Annotated in this window: 26 protein-coding genes; 5 read left to right on the forward strand and 21 right to left on the reverse strand. The window is 63.7% G+C overall.

Translation table 11 applies throughout. The annotated features are described in order from the left end of the window. Window positions 1-58: 58 nt before the first annotated feature. From GQS65_RS01255 to GQS65_RS01285, 7 genes are all read right to left on the reverse strand, one after another. A complete protein-coding gene (locus tag GQS65_RS01255; protein WP_158202859.1) occupies window positions 59-367 on the reverse strand; it encodes a hypothetical protein in 309 nt (102 codons plus the stop codon). Next, complete coding sequence (locus GQS65_RS01260; RefSeq protein WP_158202860.1) at window positions 364-546, reverse strand: hypothetical protein; 183 nt, start codon at window positions 544-546, stop codon at window positions 364-366. The genes GQS65_RS01255 and GQS65_RS01260 overlap by 4 nt, the downstream gene beginning before the upstream one ends. Continuing rightward, complete coding sequence (locus GQS65_RS01265; RefSeq protein WP_158202861.1) at window positions 543-1328, reverse strand: FkbM family methyltransferase; 786 nt, start codon at window positions 1326-1328, stop codon at window positions 543-545. The genes GQS65_RS01260 and GQS65_RS01265 overlap by 4 nt, the downstream gene beginning before the upstream one ends. A 1-nt stretch (window position 1329) precedes the next feature. Then, window positions 1330-1581, reverse strand: coding sequence for a hypothetical protein (locus GQS65_RS01270; protein ID WP_158202862.1), 252 nt, complete (start codon window positions 1579-1581; stop codon window positions 1330-1332). A 313-nt stretch (window positions 1582-1894) separates the two neighbouring features. Next, window positions 1895-4846: a hypothetical protein gene (locus tag GQS65_RS01275; protein ID WP_158202863.1), complete on the reverse strand. Its 2952-nt coding sequence runs from the start codon at window positions 4844-4846 to the stop codon at window positions 1895-1897. Window positions 4847-5237: 391 nt separating this feature from the next. Next, window positions 5238-5726: a hypothetical protein gene (locus tag GQS65_RS01280; RefSeq protein ID WP_158202864.1), complete on the reverse strand. Its 489-nt coding sequence runs from the start codon at window positions 5724-5726 to the stop codon at window positions 5238-5240. Continuing rightward, entirely contained in the window at window positions 5723-6088 is a 366-nt protein-coding gene (locus tag GQS65_RS01285) for a DNA-binding protein (protein WP_158202865.1), read from the reverse strand. The genes GQS65_RS01280 and GQS65_RS01285 overlap by 4 nt, the downstream gene beginning before the upstream one ends. 670 nt (window positions 6089-6758) lie before the next feature. On the opposite strand from GQS65_RS01285, the gene GQS65_RS01290 reads away from it, so the two are divergent. From GQS65_RS01290 to GQS65_RS01305, 4 genes are all read left to right on the forward strand, one after another. Further along, a complete protein-coding gene (locus tag GQS65_RS01290; protein WP_158202866.1) occupies window positions 6759-7034 on the forward strand; it encodes a hypothetical protein in 276 nt (91 codons plus the stop codon). 207 nt (window positions 7035-7241) lie between these two features. Further along, complete coding sequence (locus tag GQS65_RS01295) at window positions 7242-8066, forward strand: ParA family protein (protein WP_158202867.1); 825 nt, start codon at window positions 7242-7244, stop codon at window positions 8064-8066. Beyond that, window positions 8063-8512: a hypothetical protein gene (locus GQS65_RS01300; protein ID WP_158202868.1), complete on the forward strand. Its 450-nt coding sequence runs from the start codon at window positions 8063-8065 to the stop codon at window positions 8510-8512. The genes GQS65_RS01295 and GQS65_RS01300 overlap by 4 nt, the downstream gene beginning before the upstream one ends. A 314-nt stretch (window positions 8513-8826) precedes the next feature. Beyond that, window positions 8827-9621, forward strand: coding sequence for a hypothetical protein (locus GQS65_RS01305; protein ID WP_158202869.1), 795 nt, complete (start codon window positions 8827-8829; stop codon window positions 9619-9621). Between the two features lie 11 nt (window positions 9622-9632). Here the strand turns inward: GQS65_RS01305 and GQS65_RS01310 are convergent, their stop codons facing one another. From GQS65_RS01310 to GQS65_RS01375, 14 genes are all read right to left on the reverse strand, one after another. Further along, entirely contained in the window at window positions 9633-9899 is a 267-nt protein-coding gene (locus tag GQS65_RS01310; RefSeq protein ID WP_158202870.1) for a hypothetical protein, read from the reverse strand. A gap of 37 nt (window positions 9900-9936) precedes the next feature. After that, window positions 9937-10641 carry a hypothetical protein gene (locus GQS65_RS01315; protein WP_158202871.1) on the reverse strand — a complete coding sequence of 235 codons (705 nt, stop codon included), beginning with the start codon at window positions 10639-10641 and terminating at the stop codon, window positions 9937-9939. After that, window positions 10642-10953, reverse strand: a complete 312-nt coding sequence (locus tag GQS65_RS01320; protein WP_158202872.1) for a hypothetical protein — start codon at window positions 10951-10953, stop codon at window positions 10642-10644. A gap of 4 nt (window positions 10954-10957) precedes the next feature. Then, window positions 10958-11314, reverse strand: coding sequence for a hypothetical protein (locus GQS65_RS01325; protein ID WP_158202873.1), 357 nt, complete (start codon window positions 11312-11314; stop codon window positions 10958-10960). 1 nt (window position 11315) lies between these two features. Continuing rightward, on the reverse strand, window positions 11316-14486 hold the full coding sequence (locus GQS65_RS01330; RefSeq protein ID WP_158202874.1) for a LamG-like jellyroll fold domain-containing protein: 3171 nt from the start codon (window positions 14484-14486) through the stop codon (window positions 11316-11318). Then, the gene (locus tag GQS65_RS01335) at window positions 14487-14759 is read right to left on the reverse strand and encodes a hypothetical protein (protein ID WP_158202875.1); all 273 of its coding nucleotides are present in this window, start codon (window positions 14757-14759) and stop codon (window positions 14487-14489) included. A gap of 2 nt (window positions 14760-14761) precedes the next feature. Beyond that, window positions 14762-15058 carry a hypothetical protein gene (locus tag GQS65_RS01340; RefSeq protein WP_158202876.1) on the reverse strand — a complete coding sequence of 99 codons (297 nt, stop codon included), beginning with the start codon at window positions 15056-15058 and terminating at the stop codon, window positions 14762-14764. Beyond that, complete coding sequence (locus tag GQS65_RS01345) at window positions 15055-18903, reverse strand: hypothetical protein (RefSeq protein ID WP_158202877.1); 3849 nt, start codon at window positions 18901-18903, stop codon at window positions 15055-15057. The genes GQS65_RS01340 and GQS65_RS01345 overlap by 4 nt, the downstream gene beginning before the upstream one ends. A gap of 503 nt (window positions 18904-19406) precedes the next feature. Next, entirely contained in the window at window positions 19407-19619 is a 213-nt protein-coding gene (locus GQS65_RS01350; protein WP_158202878.1) for a DUF2188 domain-containing protein, read from the reverse strand. 82 nt (window positions 19620-19701) lie between these two features. Further along, window positions 19702-20661, reverse strand: coding sequence for a hypothetical protein (locus GQS65_RS01355; protein ID WP_158202879.1), 960 nt, complete (start codon window positions 20659-20661; stop codon window positions 19702-19704). An 84-nt stretch (window positions 20662-20745) separates the two neighbouring features. Continuing rightward, window positions 20746-21282: a hypothetical protein gene (locus GQS65_RS01360; RefSeq protein ID WP_158202880.1), complete on the reverse strand. Its 537-nt coding sequence runs from the start codon at window positions 21280-21282 to the stop codon at window positions 20746-20748. After that, window positions 21279-21593: a hypothetical protein gene (locus tag GQS65_RS01365; protein ID WP_158202881.1), complete on the reverse strand. Its 315-nt coding sequence runs from the start codon at window positions 21591-21593 to the stop codon at window positions 21279-21281. The genes GQS65_RS01360 and GQS65_RS01365 overlap by 4 nt, the downstream gene beginning before the upstream one ends. Before the next feature lie 2 nt (window positions 21594-21595). After that, window positions 21596-21817 (reverse strand): hypothetical protein, encoded by a 222-nt coding sequence (locus GQS65_RS01370; RefSeq protein ID WP_158202882.1) that lies wholly within the window; start codon window positions 21815-21817, stop codon window positions 21596-21598. Between the two features lie 64 nt (window positions 21818-21881). After that, on the reverse strand, window positions 21882-22379 hold the full coding sequence (locus GQS65_RS01375) for a hypothetical protein (RefSeq protein WP_158202883.1): 498 nt from the start codon (window positions 22377-22379) through the stop codon (window positions 21882-21884). A gap of 127 nt (window positions 22380-22506) precedes the next feature. Here GQS65_RS01375 and GQS65_RS01380 point away from each other — a divergent pair. Continuing rightward, window positions 22507-22912, forward strand: a 406-nt coding sequence (locus GQS65_RS01380) for a hypothetical protein (protein ID WP_158202884.1), incomplete at its 3' end; no start/stop codon positions are given.

A 22912-nucleotide genomic window follows, 5' to 3' on the forward strand; every position in this document is an offset into this window, starting at 1 on the left:
CAAGCTACTGTAACGAACTGCTGGAAGCAACTCGCAGAGCCAGTCGAATTAGCATCACTCATGATGTGTCGTTGGAGTTTCTATTCTCAACAATGACAGTCGTGAAAAGCGGACGGTTCGCAATTGACCAGTCGGCGTCTGTGCGGCCGCACGAGCGGCAGGCCGTCGGTCGCTCGACGGTGTAGCGCTTCGACCCGCAGTTCCGACAGGCCCGGAGTCGACGACGTCGACGTGCGTCTTGGAGGAACCTTCCGAAGCGCGCCGCCCGACGAGACTTCGAGACGTCGCCCGCCTCGTCAAAGATGACGACCTCCTCGCCTTCGTCGAACGAGTCGATGAGTTCCTCCAACCTCTCGACGCGCTTCATCGCTCGTCCCTCCACTCCGAGACGACGTCCATCCGGCGGTTGGCCTCCGTGAAGTCGCGCGTTCCTGCGAGTTCTTCCATGCGGTCCTTGAGATAGGCGACGTCGAGGGCGTTCATCTGGGACTTCGACCCGGCGCGGAGTGCCCCCTTCGCGTCTTCGAGGTGTTCGTGGTTGCTCATCGCTCTGCTCTCACCATCCCTGACTCGCGGAACGTAACCGACAGGCCGGCGTCGTTAAGCAGCGCCAGTGCGCGCTCGTCGTCGATGCGGTGGAGTTCGACGAACGCGACACGGACGTCACCGAGCAGGTCGCCCAGACCGTCGAGTACCATTGCCTCGGCCCCCTCGACGTCCACCTTCAGCACGTCGGGTGTGTCGGCGGCCACCTCGTCGCCACGGGCCGTCTCGACCTCAACGACCGCGCCGTCCTGCCAGTCGTCCAGGAGTGACCCTCGACCCGCGCCGGCACCGTCGGCACACCGATTGTCGAGCGTGAACGATGCGATCCCGGCCTCATTCGAGAGTGCGACCGAGCGGACGTCCACACGGTCGCCCAGTCCGTTCCGAGCGACGTTCCGGGCGAGTGCCCGGCGGTTGGCCTCAACCGGCTCGAACGTGACGACAGACGCCCCTCTGGACGCGCCGAAGCACGCCCACGACCCGACGTTCCCGCCGACGTCCCAGACCGTGTCGGTCGGTTGGAGGTCGTCGAGGAACGCCGAGAGCATCGGTCGCTCCAAGGCGATTGCTCGCATGTGGTCCCACTCGCTCGCAGTCTGACGGCGGAAACGTACCGTCTCGCCACTGATTGTGACCGTCTTGGTGTTGGTGGTCAGCCAGTGGAGCGAGCGAGCACGGCGGTGGAGGCTCCACCGAAGTTCGTCGACGGCCATCCGGATTCCATCGACGCCGTTCTCGCGGACGCTCGACCCGGCGTAGCGGACGAAGCCCGTGGCACCCATCTCAGTCACCCCGCTCCTCGGCCTCCTCGACGAGTCGTTCGACGACCTCGCTGCCGAGCGTGACGAGTTCGCGGTCGCCCTGGACACGCTGGTAGAACGAGATGCCGCCACTGTCGAGTAGCGAGACGTCGGTCTCGCGGATGATGAGTTCGCCTTCGCGCGCGAATTCCTCACGAGCGCGGAGCTTCGTTTCGACGCCGTTGTCGACTGGTTCTACTTCTTCGATTCCGGTCCGCAATTGGTGTCCTGGCATGGTATCGGCGATAGGTCGCCACCCAGACCCCGCGCGGGAATCGAACCCGCGTTAAACCACTCGGGGCTTACCATACAGTCGTGCGGAGAAGAACTGTATGGTAACGTCGGATCACCCCCTACAGTCAAATAGGGAAACCCAGAACCGCGTAGGCGGTTACCTTGGGTGAGCGCCGAGTCACCGCCTGAGCGGTTCGACGAGTCGTCGTGAACAACCCCCGAAGACGTCGCGCTGACCGGCGTGAATAACCCCCGAAGACGGGTCAGAGGTCGCTGTGAATGACCCCCGAAGACCCCCGCAGTCGGGCGATTCCTCACCACGCTGGAACACCCACGTCGTCGAGTGTCGTTTGCTCGGCACGCGGCGCTTGACCGAACTGGATGACCGGCACTGTCGCTGGTGGCCCGCCAACGTCGTCCTCCCCGCGGTCGCCACCACCGGGGTCGACCAGCGCCACCAGCGTCGACGTCCAGGGCGCAAGCACCGGCCACCGTTCCTCAACGTCGTCGACACCTACCTCGCCGCTGATGAGCGGTATCCAGAGGTCCGACCCGACGAGCGAGTGCCCGAAGGCGTCGAGGAACCCCGCGAGCGCGTCCTGAAGCGCCACCTCGAAGCCGTCGACCGTCTCCTCACAGAGCCATGTCGGGGCCGGCGCGTCCGTCTCCCGGCGCTCCTCACGGAACGGCAGGGCGAGGCGATAGAGGTCGGCCTTCCCCGGCCCCGTCTCGTCGACGACCAGCAGGCCCGCCGCCTCCAGGACGTCCCGAACCGAGGGAGTCGTCGCCTCACCGCTGTCCGTCTTCTCTCGACGGGTAATGCCTCGCTTCGAAACCCCGGCGAGGGCGGCAAGATCCGCCTTCGAGACAGGGGTTTCGGCCCGGAGAAGTGCCTTCAACACCTTCGAGACAGCGGGTCGACCGACGTCACGCAGGAGTCGGCGGTGGTCGAGCGTCGACAGCGCCCACCGAACCTCCCCGAGTTCGAGGTCCCGGTCCTCACCGAGTCGCTGCGAACCGAGGTTCATCACCGCCTCCGTCACCGACGCCGTGGAGTCGCACAGTGCGTGCAGGAGTGAGACGCTGCGACGGGTCGGGTCAAGGCGTTTGATGGACGCCATTCGCGAGAGGGCCGCCGCGACCGTCGAGCGCTGCATAGCGTCACCGACCTGGACGTCCAAGAGGAACCGCGCGAACTTCTCGGCCTCATCTTGGAGGTCGAGGTGCCGGTCCATCGTGCGAAGGTCCTCGTCGAGGCGGCTGATTCCCGGTCCGGACAGCACCCACGACCCGATGAGGTCACCGTTCGGGCGGGTCACCTCCGGAGCGCACAGCAGGTCCTCGCGCTTGTCCTCACGGCCCTCGTAGAGGACTCGGTAGGCGCTGAAGTGACCGTAGCGAGCGCCGATTGGGATAGCGGTCGATAGGAATTTCGTCAGCGTGTGGCGCTTGTCGTGGATGTTCCGCGCGTACTCGGGCACGCGGATGTGACGCACGAGGTCGACGTCGAGCAGGTCAAGCAGTTGGGAGACGGTCCCGATGATGCCGTGGGCCTCCCGGAGCAGGTCGCCCGCGAGCTCGTGGTTGTAGTCATCCGTTCCGATGCCGACCGCCGGCATCCGGGAGAGGAGGTCGACGCGGGCCTGCCGCAGCGCCGCGAGGTACGATTCCCCGTCCGCGTTCGCGTCCTTCAGGTACCCGAGACACCGGGTCCGCCGGAGGAGGTAGGCGTTCGACTCGACGAGGCCGCCGAGAGCGACCCCATCCTCGTCGAGACGAGTCGCCGGCATCGCCTTCGATACCAGGGCATCGCTCGTCAACGCCGCGCACAACCGCGCCGCGGTCGGGAGGGGGCCGTCCCACTCAGCTTCGACCACGGCCTCGTCGCGCTCCTCGTCGAACGACACGCGAGCGGCGCGCGGGTCGTCGAACTTCTGGACTCGGCGGTCATCGAGGGCAATTTCGGCCGACTGAGCGGCCGACGCGATGGCGTGGTGTTCAGCGTACGAGAGGTAGTCAGTGCGGAGGTCGTCGTCGCGGGCAGCAACTGCATCGGCGGCCACGGCCGACCCGACCCCTCCCCCCTCCCGTGCTTGCTTTGGGGGTAACACGGCACTTGCGGTGAGGGTTCGGGGGTCGCTCACAGAGCCGATAGCGAAGACGGACCGTACCGCATCGGAGGCGTCAACCCCTTCGCTTCCACTGAACCCGCACGACGTACACCCAGCACCGTCCTCGGGGGACCCCTCCCCGCCTGTAACCGCCTCCGCATCCGCCTCAGCCGCTGTCTCCGCTCCCGCATCCTCAACCGCAGGCACGACCGCACGCGTCGAGTCGCGCGCGCACAGCAGGTCCAGCGCCGCCACGCCCGCCGGCCGCAGCACGAGGTAGTGGTCGCCGTCGATGCGCGCCCGATCTACGAGGTCGTGGTCGTCGAGGACGCCTGCCCGGTGACGGACGGCCGAGCGGCCGACGTCAACACGCGCGTCGTCGTAGAGCGCCGTGTAGGGCGCACGTTGACTTCCACGCTCGTCGAGCATGGCGAGGAGGTCGAGCGCCGGGTGGTCGTCGCCGAGGTCGTCGAGGGCCGCCCGCGCCGTCTCGGTCGCCGCCACGGGGGACCCACTGTGTAGGCGCGGGTTCGCAGCGTCGTTCACGGACGGCGGGACGTCGGACTCGTGAGCGGTCGCCAGCCACGTGGCTTCGAGCGTCGACGTGACGAGACGGACGTCCATCACGTCGGCGAGGTCACAGAGCCATGCGAGGAACTTCCGGCGCTGCTCGCGGCGGTAGTCGCGGAATTGCTCGGGGAGGTGGATGGCGACGGTCGGAACGACATCGGCCGCCTCGAAGACGCGGAGGACCGCCCGAATATCGTCGAGCGTCGAAGTGAGGCCGGCAGACGTCCCACCGGAGCCGAGTTGCCGGAGGAGTCGTTGTGCCTCCCAGAACGCCGTCTCGTCGCGCGGAGCGACGAGGTCGAGGAGATAGTCGGCAAGTAGGTCGTCAGTTGCGTCGATGCCGTCCACGCCCTGGACGGACAGGCCGCGCACGTCGTGGCCCTCAAGGAGTGTCGCCCGCGCCTCGTCTCGGGTCATGCCGTCGACGAGTTCGCGTAGCGCCCGCGTGAGGACCTGCGGGATGGTCGAGTGTCGGTGGTCCACGAGGTCCCGCCACGCCTTTGACGGCGCGACGGGCGGGTTCTGGACGTATGAGGCGACGCTCACCGGTGGCTGTTGACAGACAGTGAGGCCTGGTTCGCTCATCCCGACACCTCACGGTCGAGAATGGCGAGCAGGTCGTGGCAGGCGTCGTCGGCGTCGACAGTGCTCGACGTGACAGACGTCCGGCTCTGGGTGTCCGTAGACATCTACGCGCTGGTGTGAGCGCGCTGGTCCGTTTCAGGACCACTCACGAGGGCAGCCGAGCGAGACAGAGAGATGTGGCTCTCTGGACCCGAACGATTAAGCTCTCGGAGCAGAAACGACCGGGTACGAGAGAACCCCCCCGGCACGAGGCTGTTGTCGCAGCCGATGATGGCCGGGGTTGGTCGTTTCTGGCGCTGTTGTTCGCCTAGCTTTGCCTGTGGTGGTTTCCCGAGGCACATAAAACCGCGTGAGGACGCCGTGGCGTGTCTGACGCGCGTCAGACACCGGATCATCGCCGCCCCTCCACGTCTTCGGGGTCGAAGACACGACTCCACGCGAGTTGTCGGTAGCCCTGCTCGGAGCGGTCACCGTCGACAGACGTCCACCCGTCTGGCAGGAGGCCTTCGAGCGTCGACGCGAGTATGACGGCCATCGCCAACAGCTCCTCGCCGCGACGGTCGTGAACGCACAGGAGATACGCCCCCCGCTCCTCGACGAGGCGCTCGTGTTGGCGCTGGCGGATGAACCACCGCCCGCGTGCGGCCCCGCTCGTGAGTTGTGCGCCCTTGATTTCGACGGCGGTCCCGGATTCGAGCAGCGGGATGCCCACGAAACCGATGTCCGCGACACGAGGACACAGCACTCCCTCGACAACGGCGTCGTGCCACTGTGCCTCGCGGTCGGGGACGAACGTGAGGTTCTCGACCTCTTGGACGGCGACCGCCTCAACCGTCTCCCCGATTGCCTTCGGGTGACACGGGTTGAGTGCGGAACTCATCGGCCGCCGTCCGTTCGCATCTGCCCGTAGCGCGTGACGACCTCGTGGCCGCACGAGCGGGCAGTGAACTCGAGTCGGTCGGCGAGGAGATCCATCGCCGCATCGGTGAGTTCGAGGCGGTGCGTCCGACCGTCGATAGCGAACTCGTCTTTCTCGACGAGGCCAGCGTCGACTAGACCGTCGAGTTGCGTGTAGAACTTGAACTCCGAGAGGTCCTCTTCGCGGCGCTCGGTGAGGTGACCCCACACCGCGCGCCCGAACTGCTGGTCAGACTCGACGTCCGCGAGCGCGTATAGCGTGTCGCGCTGGACACCCGAGAGGTCTTCGTAGGTGATTCCGAGGTGTCTCGTGTTGATGCTCATGGCCCTCGGAACACCTCCAAGGGACCGACCTTGTCTGCCCCCGGATTGCACCGAGTCGTGCCGATTTTTTCAGACCCCTTCATAACGTGTTGAATAGTACACGTCGGGTCTGCGGCAGAACTAAGGCGATTCGTTCTCCACATCCGACTGTTCCCCCGGACCGGGGTATGGCTTTCGCGGTTCATCGTTTGGCGGGCTGTGTAAACCGGCCCGTACGGTAGCCCGAACCCCGGACTGGGGGAACGCGACGATAACCACGGGCGTTGTGTCCTGGCAGACTTGTGCGCCCGTGGTGCTAGTCGCCGGTTAACTTGGACTGATGACTCATCAGATATAACATTGTTCGTAAGCGGATTGAATCGTGTAACATCAAATTCAGTCTCGCTAATAGCATCCCAGTTATCCTGTGCTTGGTCTCTGTCGTTTGAGAGGGGTTTATCACCTCCCGCGTGGGTATCTTGCATTGCTGTTTCGGCAGCACCGGGCCGGGGTCTACACCCCCGGTCCACTTTCGTTCTGACGTGAACCCCATGGACCCGGTGACTGTCCAGTCGCTACGAAATCCTGTTGGAACATAAATGTAGCCCTATACAGGTTCACCAACACTCTGTATGGGGCTAACTTATCATTGTTCGTAGGTGTTAACCGCCGTTCTCCGGAAGTACAGCCAATGAAGCCCCGGCCGCCCTGGGCGGGTAAGTACGACGAGCCGATCCTCGAACTCTTAGAGGCGTCTGGGGTCGCTCTCCCTCCTGCGGTCGTCCACTTCAATCTCCGCTGGAAGAACGTCGCCACGCCAGCAGATTCCACGGTGAAGCGTCGGCTTCGGAAGCTCGCTGAACACGACTACTTGGAAAAGGTCGAGCAGAACGCAGGCTACTACGCAATCACCCAGAAAGGACGCGATTACCTCGCCGGCAACCTCGACGCTGACGAACTGGATTAGTTCTTCTTCTGCTTCTTCTGCTTCGTCAGCACCGAGTGCCCGCATTTCTTGCACTTCGAGGGGTTGTTCCGGCTGAACAGGCCCATGCCCCGACGTTCTTTTGAGCCGATGTAGTTCTATTCGATACTGTCTGACGAAGTATTATTAGTGACGCTTGTAATATTGGTAATACCGGTGTTGCCAGTAACACCAGAAACACCAATCACCATGACGCAACCAGCAATCATCGCCTGCTCGAATCAGAAAGGCGGCGTCGGGAAGACCACAGTTGCCATCAACGTCGCCGGGGCGCTCGCTCAGCGCGGCCGTAACGTGCTGTTCGTCGACCTCGACCCTCAGGGGAACGCCACCGAAGGACTCGGCTTCGCGGGGGCGTACGACGACCAGCCTCCGTCGCTGTACGACGTTCTCACCGACATGGACCAACGCTCGGCCATCAACGACCTCGTGCTCGAACACGAGGAGATGGACGTCGTCCCGTCGAACATCGAGATGTCCGCCATCGAACCGGACCTCGTTGTCTCTCGTCGCGGCGGCGAACAACTCAAGCTCGCGCTCGGCCACCTCGACCACGAGTACGACTACATCTTCATTGACTCGCCGCCCTACCTCGGCTACGTCACGGACAACGCCTTGGTCGCCGCCGAGAACGTGCTGATTCCGGCACTCGCTGAATCGACGAGTCAACGCGCCCTCGAACTCCTGATGACGCACTGCCGGCAACTCGAAGACGAGTTCGAGATGGAAATCGACGAAGTGGCGCTGGTCGCCAACCGCGTCGAGCAGAACAACGACGCACAGGCGATGATGGATTTCTTCGAAATGGCGTTCGACGACGTCCCCGTGTTCGAGGTGCGAAAACGAGTCGCCCTCCAGCGGGCGTTCACCGCCGGGAAGTCGATTTTCGAGTACGACCCCGAGTGCGACCAATGTGAAGTGTTCCTCCGGGTCGGCGACGCTCTCGACCGACAGTTCGGGTTCGACATGCCAGATGGCCGGACCAAAGACATCCTCGGAGACTTCAACGAATGACTGACGAAGACGACGAGGGAACGCTGAACTTCGAGGACCGGGCCGAACGCCTCGGCAAGAGCCGGAAGAAATCGGCCGACAACGCCCGGCGGAAGGCCGCCGACCGGAAGCGAGAGGAATCGGAAACACCAGCAACACCAGCAACACCGGAGGCCGACGAGAGCAAAGACGACGCACCGAAGCCCTCGGTGAAAGACGTCTACGACCCGTTCAACTCCTACATACCGCTCGACCTCAAACGGATGCTGAAACTCCGCTACCGGCAGGCGAGCGTCGAGGTCGAGATGGCGACCGGCGAGGACGGCGACCCGCTCGAACTCGAAAAGAACCGCCACTGGTACCCCTTGGTTATTAAAGCCGGCCTCGACGCCCTGGAGGACGTCGACGGCGAGGGCCTCGCTGAGCGTGCCCGAGAGCTCGAAGAGCGGACGCACTCAGAAGATTAGATTCCGCGACGAGGCGAGTGCTTCGATGCTCGGTCTGGGCCAAGTTTGTGCAGGCCGATGGAGTAGAGCAGGACCGCAGTAGTCGCACACAGAATTAACGTTGCTACACCTATTGCCTGAAGACCCGCAATTAGCGCGTCTGCTCCACCAGCAATGGAAAGCGAGTTGTACTGGTACATCACTTCGAGAGCCGACCACCGGACGCCGAGTGCTGCCCCAAAGGCCAATGCGATTCGGATGATGAGGAATCCGTTCATCTATCTGTGAACAGCTTTGTCCGTGAACTTATAAGCTTGTGGACTAGTTCGATAGCTATGAAACGCCGTGCGCTTCTCGGGATGCTCGGGGCGGTCGGAGCGACCGCGCTCTCCGGATGTGTCTCGCGAGACGACGTTGATGAAGCCCTGCCGTGGGACGCCGCAGGACGGGCGCTCTCGGAGGCGAGCGACTACACCGATTCGGATGGTCGAACGCACTTCTCAGTCGCTAGCGGTGGCTACATGGCCGCAGAGTGGCGGCCGAACGGTCGCCTCGCCTTTGAGTTCATTGACGACCCGCCGATGATGGAGTGGCTCCTCATCGATCCCAATCGAGATCTCCGGGCATCGGGTCGACCACCGGAGTTCGGCGGGTGGAACAGCGTCGAGATGCGCTACCCGCTGATGGAGGGCTGGTGGGAGCTCTCTGGTCGAACCATCGCAAAGAGCGAGTCCTCGGTCCTCGGTGCCGAGGAGAAGCGCACCGGTGGCTGTGGCATCCCCGTCGACCCGCGTGTCCAGGTGGACGCCGTCGACGTCGAGGATGGGACCGGAAAGGCGCAACTCGAACTCTCGAACCCAGGCCGCGCCCCGCTACATGTGAGGGGCGTCCGATTCAGCGGCGATGTCGCCATGCGTTCCACGATGAAGCACTGGGCGTTCGCTGAGGGCGAACACCTGCTGATGCCCGGCACGACCGTCAACTTGACCTCGGTCTCAATGCCGTTCGTCGACGGGATGCCCGAGTCGTTCGGCATCTCGCTCTGGGCCGGGAATCAGGCTTGGAACGTCGCCGTCGAGAACGATGCGCTCGGTGCGACAGCGAAGAACGCGACGGCGGAAAAGGAGTAGTCCGACGTCGTTTACTTCTGGTCCCACTTCTCGGCGACCGCTTCGGCCGTGAGTGGGAGGTCATCGTCGTGGTCTGTAGACTCAGCTTTGTTCTCCAAGTGGTAGTGGTATCCAGAGAATACGGCGGCTGTCCCGACGGCCAGTGTCACCGCAGCGGCCCAAGGACTGTAAGACTGCTCCAAGAGCGACGGGAGGAAGAGAGCAATCAAGCCCGAGGCGATAAACCATGCACCAGAAAAGAACAGGAATCTCGATACGCCGTAGCGAACTACACTCATATCGAGACCTTCTACTGAACGTACAAAAAGTAACGGTCTATCCTGATACCTGCTCGTCGGCCTCGACGCCGGCAGGCGACAGGTTGCGTCGAAGCAAATGGACCGCATACGCCAGTGGGAACGCGAGGTCGGCCTTCGAGGGGATAGCGTACCGGAGGACCATCGTGACGACGACGATCCGCGAGACGGCCGACCCTAACGAGATGGTCGGCGAGGTCGCCGCCAGTCCCCACTGAGCGATGAACGCCAGCCAGACCGCGCCCACGAGCGTCGGGCCGATGGAGACGAGCACGATACCCCACGCGGGCGTCTCGTCCGGGAGGGTGACGTCAACGCCGAGGACGCCGTCGTCGTTGTGCCACTCGACGACCCGACCACCGAACGCCCGTGCGAACCCGGCGTGAGTCGCCTCGTGGAGGACGTGAGCCGGGGCGAAGACGATGTGCTGGAGCGCCGGCATCTCTTCAGGAAGTGGGAGGACGCCTCGACGAGTCGCTTCGTCGGCGATGAGTCCCACGATGAAGAAGGCGGCCGCACCGAAGAACACGATGCGCCCCCAGACCGGGAACGCGAGGAACGCGCCGAAGCCCAGCAGGTTCGCCAGCAGGCTCCGCAGGGCGTGGGTCTCGAAGCGCCCGTCGTACCACTCTTGATGCGCGGGCGACGCCGGGGCGTCGGAGTTGGCCGCCCGCGTGAGCGTCGTGAGACGCCCCCTGAGCGCCTCGGTGATGAGTCCCAGCATCTACCGCACCGCCCGGTAGAACATCCAGAGGAACGCACACGCGGCCGCCGTGATGAACAGGAGCGTCACCTGTCCGGCGAGGGCCGGAATGTAGCTCGACATGATGCCGACCATGATGATGGCGACGACCGCCGGGAGCAGAACGCTCCGGGTATAGATGGCCAACGCCGAGAAGACGGTGAAGCCGACGATGAGGACGAACATCCCACCCATCGTCGAGAGGAACGGGCAGAGAATCGCGTCTGCCCAGTTCCCGCTGGTCCACTGGTCGGGGCCGCACTGTGCTGTGATTTGGAGAGGTGTCTCGGTCATGGTCTCAGAGTTGCGTTCGCAGGACGACGGTCACCATCGCCAGCGCCATCACCAGCGCAATCGGTGACGTCACCCAGTTGGCGATGTAGACCGGCACCCCGAGATTCATCAGGAACCCCGTCAGATTCGAGAGAATCGAGATACCGGTCGTGAGGATGTCGAGAGCCGCCAGCGGCGAGAGCGACCCGCCCTCGGTGACACCGCCGTCGACGTCACCGGTGAGGTCCTCGTTCGTTCGTTCGATGTCGGTCTGCCCACCGGTCACGAGGTCGAAGCCCAACAGTGGGGCGACCGTCGAGTTGACGAGCGTCACCGTCGCGATGAGAATGAAGACGCCGATAGCGAGTTCGGTAGCCCGCATCTCAGGCCCTCCTCGACGCCGCGAAGCCGACGACGGAGAGTGAAATCGCGAACATCAACACCGTCTGCGGGATTTCGAGGTAGCCCATCACGGCGAAGATGCCCGTCAGCCCGGCCGTGATGACTGCGCCGGTCGGGGCATGGATGAAGCCGAACACGCCCGCAACAAGCAGGATAACGCCTCCAAGCGCCACTTTTGTCCAGAACTCACTGAGTCCCAGCGGTGTCGCGGTCCCATCGGCCCCGACGCGCCACGTCCCGTCGATGTGCTGGGCGGGTTCGTCGGCGTCGCCAGTCGGGTAGAGTTCGGCCTCCCACGAGATGGTCCACTCTGTCTCGGATTCATCTGCGGGAATCGGGATGTTGGCGTTGTAGGACCCGACGGTCCCATACGCGTAGAGTTCGTCGAGGACATTCGACGGGTCACCGCGCTCGTGAATGACGATGTGGAGGTCCTCGATACGGCGATCTCGCGCGTTGAACTTGAACAGGAGTTCGCGACTGCCGATTGTCTCGTTCGTCACGACCGACTCAACCTCCCACTCGTAGGTCGTCCCGCGCTCGAGGCCGAACGTCTGACCCTCGACGATGAGGTTCCGTGTCTGCTGGGCGAATGAGGAGTCGCCACGGTAGCCACCGAGGTTCCGGCGGTCACCCTCATCACGGATTGCGAGGCGGTAGTCTTCCTCGTCGACGAGGTCGAAGCAGACCGAGTTCGCCGCGCCGAAGTAGCCGCCGGCCATGTCTCGCCACGACCCATTGATGTGCTGCTGGACGATGAGCCAGCTATTGTCCGGCGCGAACCCCGCACCGCGTGAGTCGAGGGCAAAACACTGGCTGTAGCCTGCTGCGGACGAGGAATCGATGAGGTTCGTGTGACGCTCGACGGTCCCGTACGGGTTGTCCACGAGCATCGTCCGCGTGGTGTAGTTCGCCGCAGAGATGCGGAGCGCCAACTGCTCATCGGGGAGCTGTCCGAACGTGATGGTCCCATCAGAAGTCGCTCGTTCGGTGACGAAGTTCGACATCGATGCCGTCCCGACCATCTCGACGGTCACCTCCTTGGTGAGCAGTTGCGTTCCGTTCTCATGATGAAGATAGAGAATCATCGGACTCCTGAACCCACGCTGTTCGGTCTCGACGGTGTGGCCGTACTCGTCGGTCGCTGCGGCCGACCACGTGTGATGACCCCCGGGAATCTCACCGGGTGAATACTGCACGGTGCCTTCGGCGTTGACCGTCTGGGTCGAGACCACCTCGCCATCGATTCGGATGTCGACAGTGACGCTATCGCTCTTCGCCGTCCCAAGGTCCGGGTCGGTGACGTTGACGGCGAGATGCTCGGAGGTGCCGTTGAGCTTCCCACCATCTTCGGGCATCCAGAGGTCGAGCGTCGGTTCGACTGTCTTAGACATGACCCCTTCACCGTATAGACGGGCGAGCGCGTTCGGTCCGGTCGCGGTAAACTCAACCTCGGTCGTCACGGTGTCAGTCGTCGGGCGAGTCCAAGTGGCCGAGTGGTTCCCCGTCGTGGTGAACGTCGCCTGCGTGAGGACCGTCCCGTCAGCGGCCTTCCACGTGACGTCCGCCTTTGCGTTCTGGAGTTCAAGGTCAGCGAACCCCTCGATAGTGTTCGACATCGAATGCTCGTTCGAGTAGGTCGACGACTCGGGGAGTTGTGCAGCCGGGTTGTCCGCGAGGAACTGGACCTGCTCGCTCGTGAGAATCGTCGAATCCATCAGTCGGACATCGTCGAGTGTCACATTCGCGTGGCGATAGTCGCCATACGACCCGAGCGTCATCGGTTCAGAGTTCTGACTCGGCGATTTCGGGACGTTGACGGTTTTGATGAGCTCGCCATCGACGTACACGTCAATCTCCCCCGACGAGTGAACGACCGCCAGATGCGACCAGGTACTATCGAACAGCTCCGGTGTGTCGACGGTCGCATCCCAATCGTCATGCTCGAGGAACAGCGTCCCGTCGTTCGCACCGATCGCCCAACCCGGTTGCAGTGCGTTCGATTTCTTCGTCACCAACCCAACACGGAATTCATCGGGCGGGGAGACCTCTCTGTCCGCTTTGACCCACATCGAGATAGAGTACCCAAAGCTGAGGTCCGTCCGGTACGAATCTGGCACGCTGAGGCTGTCGTCGTCGTGATAGCCGTCGAATCGGAGCGCCGTTCCCGACGCGCCACTCACCCACTCCGGCGAGTTCTGAAACGTCCCGTCGAACGTATTGCTCGGACCGACCGTCCCGTATGCCGTCGAACCCACCCCTGCGTCAAGCGCGAGTCGTTCACTCGTCACCGGACTCAGCTTGCTGTTTGGCGACTCCGTGAGCCGATAGAGTTGCCCTGGTGCGAGTGCGTCGTCAAACGTCCGGATGTCGTGATAGCGCATCTCCTGCGAGCCGCCGTAGTAGCTGTTCTCGAATGGACCAGTGATGTCGACGCTCCCGACTGCGACCGTCGTCTGCGTGACGAACCGTCCGTTCAGTCGAAGCGTCATCGTATCTCCTCGACGAGTGAGCGAGACCGTGTGTTTCTCGCCCGCTTGAGCGTAGTCTGTGGGCGGTATCGGTCCAGATGAACCGCTGTCGAGCCCGAAGACACCCGTATTATCTGAGCCCCCGCGCACAATCGCCTCGACCTCCTCGTTCCCCTGGCGGTTCCAGAAGAACGCTATCGCGCCGGTCGACCCGTCGTCACCCGCACCGAATCGCATCACCTTACCGGATTCCGGCGTGAACTGCATCGCCACAGTCCACGTTGTGTCACTCCCGAAATTGACGCTCGACGCTGGAAGTTCCAGTTCCCCACCTCGCATGTCGAGACCATCAGTCTGCCATTGGTAGCTGCCAGAAAGTGACCCATCGAACTCACTCACGTCATCGTAGAGGGTTTGAGAGATGGAATCTATCGGATAGTGCGTCCGGGTCTGTGAGAGGTGGGTGTCGTGGCTGACGAAGCCGGCTTCTCCACTTCGTTCGACCTCAGCGTTCGTCGTTGAGCCGTTCGATAGTTCGCTCGCCGTTGTGTGCATGCTGGCGAACGCGCCGTGGGTCGCGGCGACCGGTGCGGAACTGGCAACGAGGAGCGTGAGGATGACTGCGACGACCGCGAGAATCGTCCCTGCGAGCGAGACGTCGATGGTTCCGGGCCGATGCATCTACAGCACCCCCAGATACGCCAACGTCGCCAATAACATCATAAAGGCCCAGACGGAGACGATGAACACCATCGCACTCGGAATCTGGACGAGCGCGATGTTCGCCCCCCGGTCGATGGTTTCGTTCTCTACGGAGAAGCCCTCCCCGTCACTGCCCATCGATGTCTTCGCCTCCTCGCTCAGAACGCCCAGCAGCGTCGGTGCGAATGCGTTGGTGATGATGACGGTGAGAACGATGGCGACGATGGCAACGAAGCCCTTGATGGCGCTCATCGTCAGGCCCTCGCTGAGAGAACGACGGCCATCACGATGGTGAACACCACCACGAGGAACGTCCCGACGACCGGGAGTGCGTTCCACGCATCCGTGATGCGCTGGTTCATCGTCGCCGCCTCTTGTTCGTACTCGGTGCCGTCGTTCTGGTCGTCAGAGAAGTTCTGGACCTTCGTTATCGGTGTCGTCATCATCGAAAGAATCAGCGCGATGAACGCGAACGCGATGAGCATCAACACGAGCTGATACCCGACGCCCCGGTCATCGTCGCGGAGTCGCTCGGCGAGACTCGGACTCATCGGCCGAACACCTCGCGGAGCGATGCCACATCGTTCGTAAAGCGCTTCGACCACTCGCTGGACGGACCGCTACCGAGCAGGTCGTCGAGAGACTGCTGGCGACCGCGCGCGAACATCTCGCTCTCGGATTCGAGTTCGGTCTCGAATTCGAGTTCCATCTCCATCTCGAACTCGCTTTCCCACTCCATCGCGCGCTCAACCTCGAACGCCGATTCCCACTCGGTAGCGAACTCGGACTCCCACTCTGATTCCCACTCACTCGCCCATTCCGACTCGATGAGCGACTCGAATTCGGTGTCGACCTTGCTCTCGATAGCCGTCTCGACGAGCGCCTCCTGGTCGCCCACGATGTCGCGCATGTCGACACGCTGCTCGCCGGCGACGTCGGCGACGATGGCCGCCGGGTCGAACGTCGATGTCTCCTCAGCGAAGCCCGCGACTTCTGCGCGGCCGGCGATGTCTGCGAGGTCAAACGCGTCTCGCGAACGATTGTCGAGTTCGAGTTCGGCGAGACGGTTGGGATTGACCTCGTCGCCCATCCGGAGCAACGTCATCTGGTCGCCGCTGCGGGCGGGCGTGAACCCCGATTCGATGCGGCCCGTCGACGGCCCGGTAAGGTCGTCGATGTCTTCGGTCAGGCCCATCCGCATCCAGGCCTTCTCGGTGTCGCTCCAGCCGTCGACTTCGAGGTCGACGGCGTCGGCGTCAAGCGAGTAGTCTCGGCGGTCGGGCACGTTACCATACAATCGGTTGGAACCGACCTGTATGGTAAACTCGCTGGGGAGCGACTTCGCGTTCCACCACTTCGTCTGTGCGTTGACGAGACCACTTCGGACCGACTCGTCGAACGACGTACGTCGGGCGTCGAGGCCAGCGCTAAGCTGTCCCCGCGCGAGCGCCGCGTCGATGGGGAGGTCGGTGTCCCAATCGCTGAGCGAGTCCGTTGCGGCGTCGAACTGTCCACGAAGTCGCGCAGCGGAGAGGCCGACGTCGGCCCGGCCGCTGCGAAAGTCTTGGAGAGGACGCTTCACCCGCTCTTTCGTTCGGAAAAGGCGGTCTGACGCCCGCCGTCGGCGAGTGTCGTACGTGTCGGCGAGGCGGCCCCGGGCGATACCGAGGTCGATGCCGAGGTCGTTCCGGACGTCGTCGAGACGAGAGGACTGGCGGTCCTGCTCGAATCGGTAGCCGGCCCGCCACGCGGCGTCGTTGAGGTTCGCCTGTGACTGAAGCGGCGCGGGAAGGCGCTGACGGGCGTTCTCGCGCGCTCGGGGGCCGAGGCCGGCCATCCAGTCCTCGGTGTTCCACTTCGCCGTCTGTCCGCGCACAGCGGCCGACAAACCCGCGTCACGCCCCCGGCCAGGAAGCGACCCGGCCCACTCCTCGATGTCCCACTTCGACGACTGGGCGCGGAGCGCTGCGGAGCCAGCAGCACTCCGGGTCCGGCCGGGCAGGGAGCCGACGATGTCCTCGGTGGCCCACCGACCCGCCTGAGCGCGAAGCGCGCCATCCATCGCGAGGCCCCGCGCCGTCGGCGTCGACGAGTCGGCGAGGTCACCGAGAGCGATCTCGGCGTCCCACCAGGCACGCTGGGTTCGCGCAGTGCCGGTCGTCGCCAGCCCTCGAAGGCGGTCGGGAGTCGCGGCGAGCGCCTCACGGCCCTTCCACGCCATCGTCTGGGTGTCAACGGCCGTTCGGAGCGCTCGGTCTCGCGTGCTGTCGCGAGCCTGCTCGAACCAGTCCTGTCGGTTCTGGCGGGAGCGAGCGGAGCGCCGGCCCAGCGACCGGGCCGTGGCGTCGAGGCCCGCCTGCGTCGGTGTGAGGCGCGTCTTCGCGTTGTCGATGCCGAGGCGGGCATCGTCGAGGCGACGGTTCGTCCCGGCGAGCGCCTTCTTCGTGTCGTACTTGAGCGCGGGCGAGAGTTTCACGAGGCCGGCATCGGCATCGCGCTCGACCGTCACCCAGTCGGAGGCGTCGAAGCCCGACCCGTCGTCCCGACCGGGGAGTCGGTCACGAACTGAGAAGTCCTGATCGGCCCGAAACTCGCCGACACGTTGCTTCGCCCCCCGGTAGGCGCGCTTGCCCTCGCGGATGATGATTTCCTCGTTGTCGATGCGGCCGCCGGGGAACTTCGCCGCGACGGAGGGGAACAGTCGCGTCGCCCCCGTCGAGAGCAGTTCCTCGCCGGGCTGGATGGCCCACGCCGCCGACCGACCGGCCGTCGACGAGACCCGTGAGGCTCCCGCGATGGCCCCGTAGGAGCCGACGAGTGAGCCGACGAGTTGGCCGGCCCCCTTCGATGGATTCGCCGTCACGCTGTCCCACGCGGAGACTGCTGCCATCTCTGCGGTAGCGCTCACCTTTTTGCGAGCGTCTTTGCCCTCGCCGGCGAGTTCTCGTCCACCGTACCACGCGGCGAGTTCGCCGAACTCGTCGAGGCCGCGAACGGTCGCCGGAACGTTTGCGATGGCGAGTGCGCCCTCGGTCGTCCCGGCTGCGAAGTTGCCGACGAAGTTCGTTCCGGTCGTCCGGCGTTCGAGCATCCCGACCGGCGAAATCGTCGAGGTGAGTTCGCCGGCGTCGCGAGCGAAGCCCTGGTAGTCTCTCGAAAGGCCGTCGAGGAAGTCCTCTCCACCCGGAACGAAGGCGACACGGCCGCCGTCGTCACCGAACCTCTCGGGCCTCTGGTTCGCCTCTTGGTACGCTTGCTGCCCCTCCTGGGCGAACGAGACGTCCCACGCACCGCCCTCGTAGTCGACGAGGACCTCACTCGGGTCGAAGCCCGGCGTCTCGGCGGCGACCTCCCGCTTCGTCCGCTGAGAGACCGTCGCGACGCCAGAGTCGGTGAGCGCGACGTCGTAGGTCGTCCGACCGTCGAGGTCGCCCGTGCGGGTTTTGACGAGTTCTGTCGCGCCGTCGACGCGGAAGTCCTCCGCGTTCAGGCCGGTCGACGCCTCGACCCGCTCGCGCATGGTGTCTTTCGGGTCGACCCAGCGCTCGGTCTGTTCTTCGAGACGGCCGTCCTCGGCCGCGTTCAACACGTCGGTCCCCGTCCCATAGACGTCGAACGGGTCCTCGACGACTCGGACCTTTCCGGGGTTCGCTGCTCGGTCGAGGGCCGCGTCGATTTCGTCCGACTGGGCGGCGTTCCGGCGCTGCTCCATGTTCACCTGAGCGGCATCAGCGAGAATCGTCGCTGTCTGACGACGACGCTCCTGCTCGCTCGTCGAGAACTGTGCGGAGTAGCGGCCGTCCTCGCCCTGTGTCAACTCGAACTGCTCGTCGGCGAGGCCGGTCGTCGCGCGGACCTGCTGGCGCATCGCATCTTCGAGGCCCGTGTCGGTGAATTCGACGTTCAGCCTGCCGTCTTCCTCGGTGATGGCGTAGTCCTCGGCGGAGAACTCCTCACCGAAGTAGTACGACTCGGTAACCGTGTCGCCCGACCCCAGCGTGGCCTCAGCGACAATTTCGCCGTCGTCGCCGTACCGGATACTCGTCGAGTCGACGTCGCTGTACTGGGCGTTGAGCGACTGGTACGCGATGTCCAACCGGCCGCTCTTCGAGGCGAGACGACGTTCGAGGGTCTCGCGCTCGCGGTCGGCGATGGCGGCCTGCCCCTGCTCGGTCAGGGTCGCCGAGAACTCGTCGGCCTGCTCGTCGTAGATGATACGCACCTGCTCGGAATCCGTCAGCCAGTCGTTCGAGGCGAGGATGTCCTGCTCGGCCCTCGTCGCCGCATCGCCCAGACGACCGCCGTCCTCCTCGACGCCCTGCCACGTCCCGAGGTTCTGAGAGGTCGAGAGGTCGTAACTGAGAATGGACGTCCCGCTCCCGCTGGAGTTCGTCAAGGACCTCGACGACGATGCTGACCTACCCCGACCACTCGTGTCGCGCCGGGTCGGTTCTGGTTGCTCGCGGACGGTCTCGCCGTGGATGCCACGAATAGCGTCTTCGACGCTGCTCGACCGAGTGTTGCCGCCGTCACTCGTGTTCTGAGTGTCGCGAGTGTTACTGGTGTTTCCGGCGTCGCCAGTGTTGCTCGCGTCCCGGTCATTGCTAGTGTTGCTGGCGTTCCTGTCGTCGCTGGTATCCGGTTCCCAGATGACACCAGTAGGAGTGTTTCGAGTGTTGCTGTTGTTACTGGTATTACTGCTGTTGCTTGTGTTTCTGGTGTTTCGGGTGTTGCTGTTGTTGCTGGAGCGCGTCGGTTCGGGGCGAGACTGCTCACGAAGCATCTCCTGAGCCGCCTCGACGGTTTCCCGGTCACTCATCTGGTCGTCGCTGTCCGACGACGAAGACGAGGAGGACGACCCAGAGCCACTCGACGAACGGAAGCGTGAGGTGTCGGCCATCAGGCCACCTCAGCGAGGCGGTCCTGCGCGACGCCGTTGCGGTCGATGACGCGAACCGTTATGTGTGGGCCACGCTCGTCGAACGTCAGGCCGGCCGCCTCCTTGAACGCCTCACTCTGGGATGGCGCACGGGACACGACCGTGCCGGAGCGTCGGACCGTCCAGTCACCCCGGTGGTCGTCGAAGCGGACGACGATTTCGACGTCATCCATCGTCGGCGCTCCTGCCGGTGAGCTCGGCTGCAGCATCGTAGAGGTATTTCGAGTCGTAGACCTCCTCACCTTTCTCTCCCATCTACATCACCCCCACGAGCGCGTCAAGGCCAGCCTGGACGGTCGCCGGATCGACGGTCAACGAGGGCATCGGAACGGGCGCGGAGATGCCGCCACTGCCGCCACCACCACCGGTCGAACCGTTCAGTCGCGGGCTCATCGCGCCGATGAAGAACGCGACGACGAGACCACCGATGTAGATGAACGTCGATTTGTCCTCGAACTCCGAGCGCGATTCGTAGACGGTGTTCATTTGCTGGCGGTTGAAGCTCCCATCCATCATCGAGAACGGCGCGTAATCCGCCAGTCGACCCGACGAAACGGCCGTGGTGACACGGGCGACGACACCGGACTTCTCGTCCTCGCCGGCCCCGATGGTCGTCCCGCCGTCGGTGGCGGTCTCGACGGCCTCCTTCGCGCGGAGAATCTCGCTCGTCGCCGGGTTCCACATCCCCTCCATCCCCTGCAGCGAGAGGCCGATGTCCGTCGACCAGCGGTTGAACGCCGCGCCACGCCCGTCGGCGCTCTTGAACTCGTCGTCAACGACGTTCCCGCGACGGGGACGCTTGACCGACTTCATCTTCTTGAAGCGGAGGTTTCCCGAGTCGTCGATGTGGACGCACGTGTCACCCTGGAAGATGGTCGCGAAGAACCAGAACGGGAAGGCGAGCGTTGCCCGGAGCGGCGTCGAGTCGCCACCGAAAACGTGGACATGGAGGTCCCCGTCGCCCTCGGTTGCCTCGGCGAGCTCGTCGGCCGGGACTTCGAGCGTCGCTGGGTTGAGCAGCGAGCGGATGTCCTCGAACGCGATGGTGAACTCGACGTTCCACACGCGGAAGTAGCTCGATGGACCGTCGTCCGGGACGAATCGACCCGCGACGATGATACCGGTCTCTCCGCCGATTTCGACCTTCTCGTAGCTCTTGTAGTGGATGTTCCGATTGGAGTCAATCCAGAGGCACGTCGGGCCCTGAATGAGCACTGCGCAGAACCACAGTGGGAGGCACAGAAGCTCCCAGATTTTCGTCGCGAGTCCCGTTTTGAGTTTTGGCATTTGCATGATGAATCACTTGAACAATCGGGAGACGAAGCTCCCATCCGACGGCTGGTGAGCCGTCGACTCGATGCGCTTGTCCTGGCGCATCTCTTTGATGACAGACTGCTGTTCCATCCCCTCGGACTGGGTGAGCCGGGCGAGAAGCACCGACTCGATGGAGAGGACGTCCCGGACCTGCTGGGGGCTGAGCGGTTCGTGCCGGTCGCCGTAGACGAGCTCGCGGAACGACCCCTGCATCTTCGACCCCTCCGGTGGGTGTTCCATGAAAAAGATGTTCGTCCGAAACCGAACGAGGAACTCCGCTTCCCAGAGACGAGCGCTGTCTCGGTTGGCGAGGATGTGCGCCCGCTCGAACTCGGGGCGCATCTTCTTCAGGTACTTCAGTTCGATGTCGTGGTCGATGACCTCGACGAGGTAGCTCGCGTCTGAGCCACCGATGTTCATTCCACTGACTAACTTCTTGACGTCGGCCGGTGAGACGCTCTGTGACCCCTCAGCAGAGCCATTCGTCGTCTCGTGACCGTTGGTTGGTGCGGTTGTACTCATGACTGGTTACGAGAACGGCCGGCCTCGTTGCCGGCCACAGCTTCTGCCAGCGCCTCGAACGGCGCGGGCACGAGGAACACGATGTTGATGAGCGCAACACCCGCCCAGACGATGAACAGGTATTCAGACCCGTACGAGACCGCCTCGCCGGTCGAGGTGTGCGCTTCGATGTTGACCGAGGCGATTCCGAGCAGTATCGAAAGGAACGTCGCGAACGCCCCGCAGACGTAGACGCCCTCAACGCGGATGGTCGCCTGATAGGTCGAGAGGAGCGCGGCAGTGCCGAGAAACAGGTAGATAGGCCAGAACACGGCTAAATCCCCCTGACGAGCACGAACACGATGAGCGCGACAGCCACGACCATCGGGATTGTACTCCCGATCTCCGCGAACACTGTGGTCACCGACAGCGCGAACTCATCCGCTTGGGTGTTCGAGGTGTTCCCGACCTCAGCGTCGACGGCCATCGGCGCGGCGAACGTCAGCGCGTAGACGAACACCAACAGACCGAGCACTCCAGCAATGGTGCGTATCATAATGGTGATGGGCGACGGTGGTTTCGGTCCGTCAGTCCGTGATTCGGTTAGTATCGAGCGATTCTCACATCCGAGACATGACGATGCCCAGAACGAACAGCGCCACGACCAGGAACGGCAGCAGGTTCATGAAGTCGAACGTGTCAGCCGCCTGTTGGCTGGTGTTGTCCTGCACGTTCTGCCACTGGCCGCTCATGTCGGGCGTGAACCCGTCGATGCGGCCGAGGACGACGACGCCGATCATCAACGTCGCAATGATGCCGATGGCGATGCCGACGACACCCTGAGCGCCCTGATTGAGGCGCATCCCGGTGTTCCGGTGGACGTAGTTCGTGAATGCCAGCGTCTTCTTGGCCGTCCACTGTTCCTTGAACGCTTGGAGGAACCGAGCACGCTCAACGAGGTACTCGCCGCGCTCCTCGCCGAGATGCTGCTTCGTCATCTCGCTCAGTTTCGTTTCGGACTCCGTGTCGACGGTCGGCGTCGGCATGTTGAGAGCCGTGGGAGCCTTCCCCTCACGGAACCCAGAAACCTGGCCGGCCGCTGCCGCTGGTGGCGACATAGACGCGTTTACCTACCTCGTAAGTAAAGACCTATCTGAAGCTTTACATAATATCGTCAGACCGTGTTGAACACTATTATATCATGTTTAAGATATGTTTTCCCTCGTGCGCTTCGCACGACGCGATATGGGGAAGCACGACGACGAACATTCCTACCGCGCACAGATTGCACTCCGATCGATTCACGAGGCCCGAAAGGAGGCCGACAAAGCTATCGACGCGTTGATGCAAGCCCACCAGAGCGACGACGGGTCGGGTGGTGGACAGGCGAAACGCGCAAAGACGGAACAACACGCTCACATCGCCGTGATGCGCCTCTACAACCGCCTCCGACCCTACATCCTCACCGACGACCGACTCGCTCACAACGTCGAACTCTACGTCGAGACGACCGAGGACGGCCGGCCCATCGAGGTCGCCGTCAAAGACGAGAAGGGTGACCCGGTCACCGAGAACGGACGGCCGGTGACGCGGAGGAAGGGCATCTATGGATTGCAATCGCTCGACGCATGGCGACTCGCCACGACGACGA

This window comes from Halomarina oriensis (genome assembly GCF_009791395.1).
GTDB lineage: Archaea > Halobacteriota > Halobacteria > Halobacteriales > Haloarculaceae > Halomarina > Halomarina oriensis.

Bases quoted from the DNA above. Each gene is read 5' to 3' on its own strand.
- GQS65_RS01260 (WP_158202860.1), bottom strand. From the start codon at position 546: ATGAGCAACCACGAACACCTCGAAGACGCGAAGGGGGCACTCCGCGCC.
- GQS65_RS01375 (WP_158202883.1), bottom strand. From the start codon at position 22,379: ATGTCGCCACCAGCGGCAGCGGCCGGCCAGGTTTCTGGGTTCCGTGAG.
- GQS65_RS01280 (WP_158202864.1), bottom strand. From the start codon at position 5,726: ATGAGTTCCGCACTCAACCCGTGTCACCCGAAGGCAATCGGGGAGACG.
- GQS65_RS01300 (WP_158202868.1), top strand. From the start codon at position 8,063: ATGACTGACGAAGACGACGAGGGAACGCTGAACTTCGAGGACCGGGCC.
- GQS65_RS01350 (WP_158202878.1), bottom strand. From the start codon at position 19,619: ATGGATGACGTCGAAATCGTCGTCCGCTTCGACGACCACCGGGGTGAC.
- GQS65_RS01295 (WP_158202867.1), top strand. From the start codon at position 7,242: ATGACGCAACCAGCAATCATCGCCTGCTCGAATCAGAAAGGCGGCGTC.
- GQS65_RS01335 (WP_158202875.1), bottom strand. From the start codon at position 14,759: ATGAGCGCCATCAAGGGCTTCGTTGCCATCGTCGCCATCGTTCTCACC.
- GQS65_RS01340 (WP_158202876.1), bottom strand. From the start codon at position 15,058: ATGAGTCCGAGTCTCGCCGAGCGACTCCGCGACGATGACCGGGGCGTC.
- GQS65_RS01270 (WP_158202862.1), bottom strand. From the start codon at position 1,581: ATGCCAGGACACCAATTGCGGACCGGAATCGAAGAAGTAGAACCAGTC.
- GQS65_RS01360 (WP_158202880.1), bottom strand. From the start codon at position 21,282: ATGAGTACAACCGCACCAACCAACGGTCACGAGACGACGAATGGCTCT.
- GQS65_RS01315 (WP_158202871.1), bottom strand. From the start codon at position 10,641: ATGCTGGGACTCATCACCGAGGCGCTCAGGGGGCGTCTCACGACGCTC.
- GQS65_RS01320 (WP_158202872.1), bottom strand. From the start codon at position 10,953: ATGACCGAGACACCTCTCCAAATCACAGCACAGTGCGGCCCCGACCAG.
- GQS65_RS01370 (WP_158202882.1), bottom strand. From the start codon at position 21,817: ATGATACGCACCATTGCTGGAGTGCTCGGTCTGTTGGTGTTCGTCTAC.
- GQS65_RS01255 (WP_158202859.1), bottom strand. From the start codon at position 367: ATGAAGCGCGTCGAGAGGTTGGAGGAACTCATCGACTCGTTCGACGAA.
- GQS65_RS01275 (WP_158202863.1), bottom strand. From the start codon at position 4,846: ATGAGCGAACCAGGCCTCACTGTCTGTCAACAGCCACCGGTGAGCGTC.
- GQS65_RS01265 (WP_158202861.1), bottom strand. From the start codon at position 1,328: ATGGGTGCCACGGGCTTCGTCCGCTACGCCGGGTCGAGCGTCCGCGAG.
- GQS65_RS01310 (WP_158202870.1), bottom strand. From the start codon at position 9,899: ATGAGTGTAGTTCGCTACGGCGTATCGAGATTCCTGTTCTTTTCTGGT.
- GQS65_RS01325 (WP_158202873.1), bottom strand. From the start codon at position 11,314: ATGCGGGCTACCGAACTCGCTATCGGCGTCTTCATTCTCATCGCGACG.
- GQS65_RS01330 (WP_158202874.1), bottom strand. From the start codon at position 14,486: ATGCATCGGCCCGGAACCATCGACGTCTCGCTCGCAGGGACGATTCTC.
- GQS65_RS01285 (WP_158202865.1), bottom strand. From the start codon at position 6,088: ATGAGCATCAACACGAGACACCTCGGAATCACCTACGAAGACCTCTCG.
- GQS65_RS01305 (WP_158202869.1), top strand. From the start codon at position 8,827: ATGAAACGCCGTGCGCTTCTCGGGATGCTCGGGGCGGTCGGAGCGACC.
- GQS65_RS01290 (WP_158202866.1), top strand. From the start codon at position 6,759: ATGAAGCCCCGGCCGCCCTGGGCGGGTAAGTACGACGAGCCGATCCTC.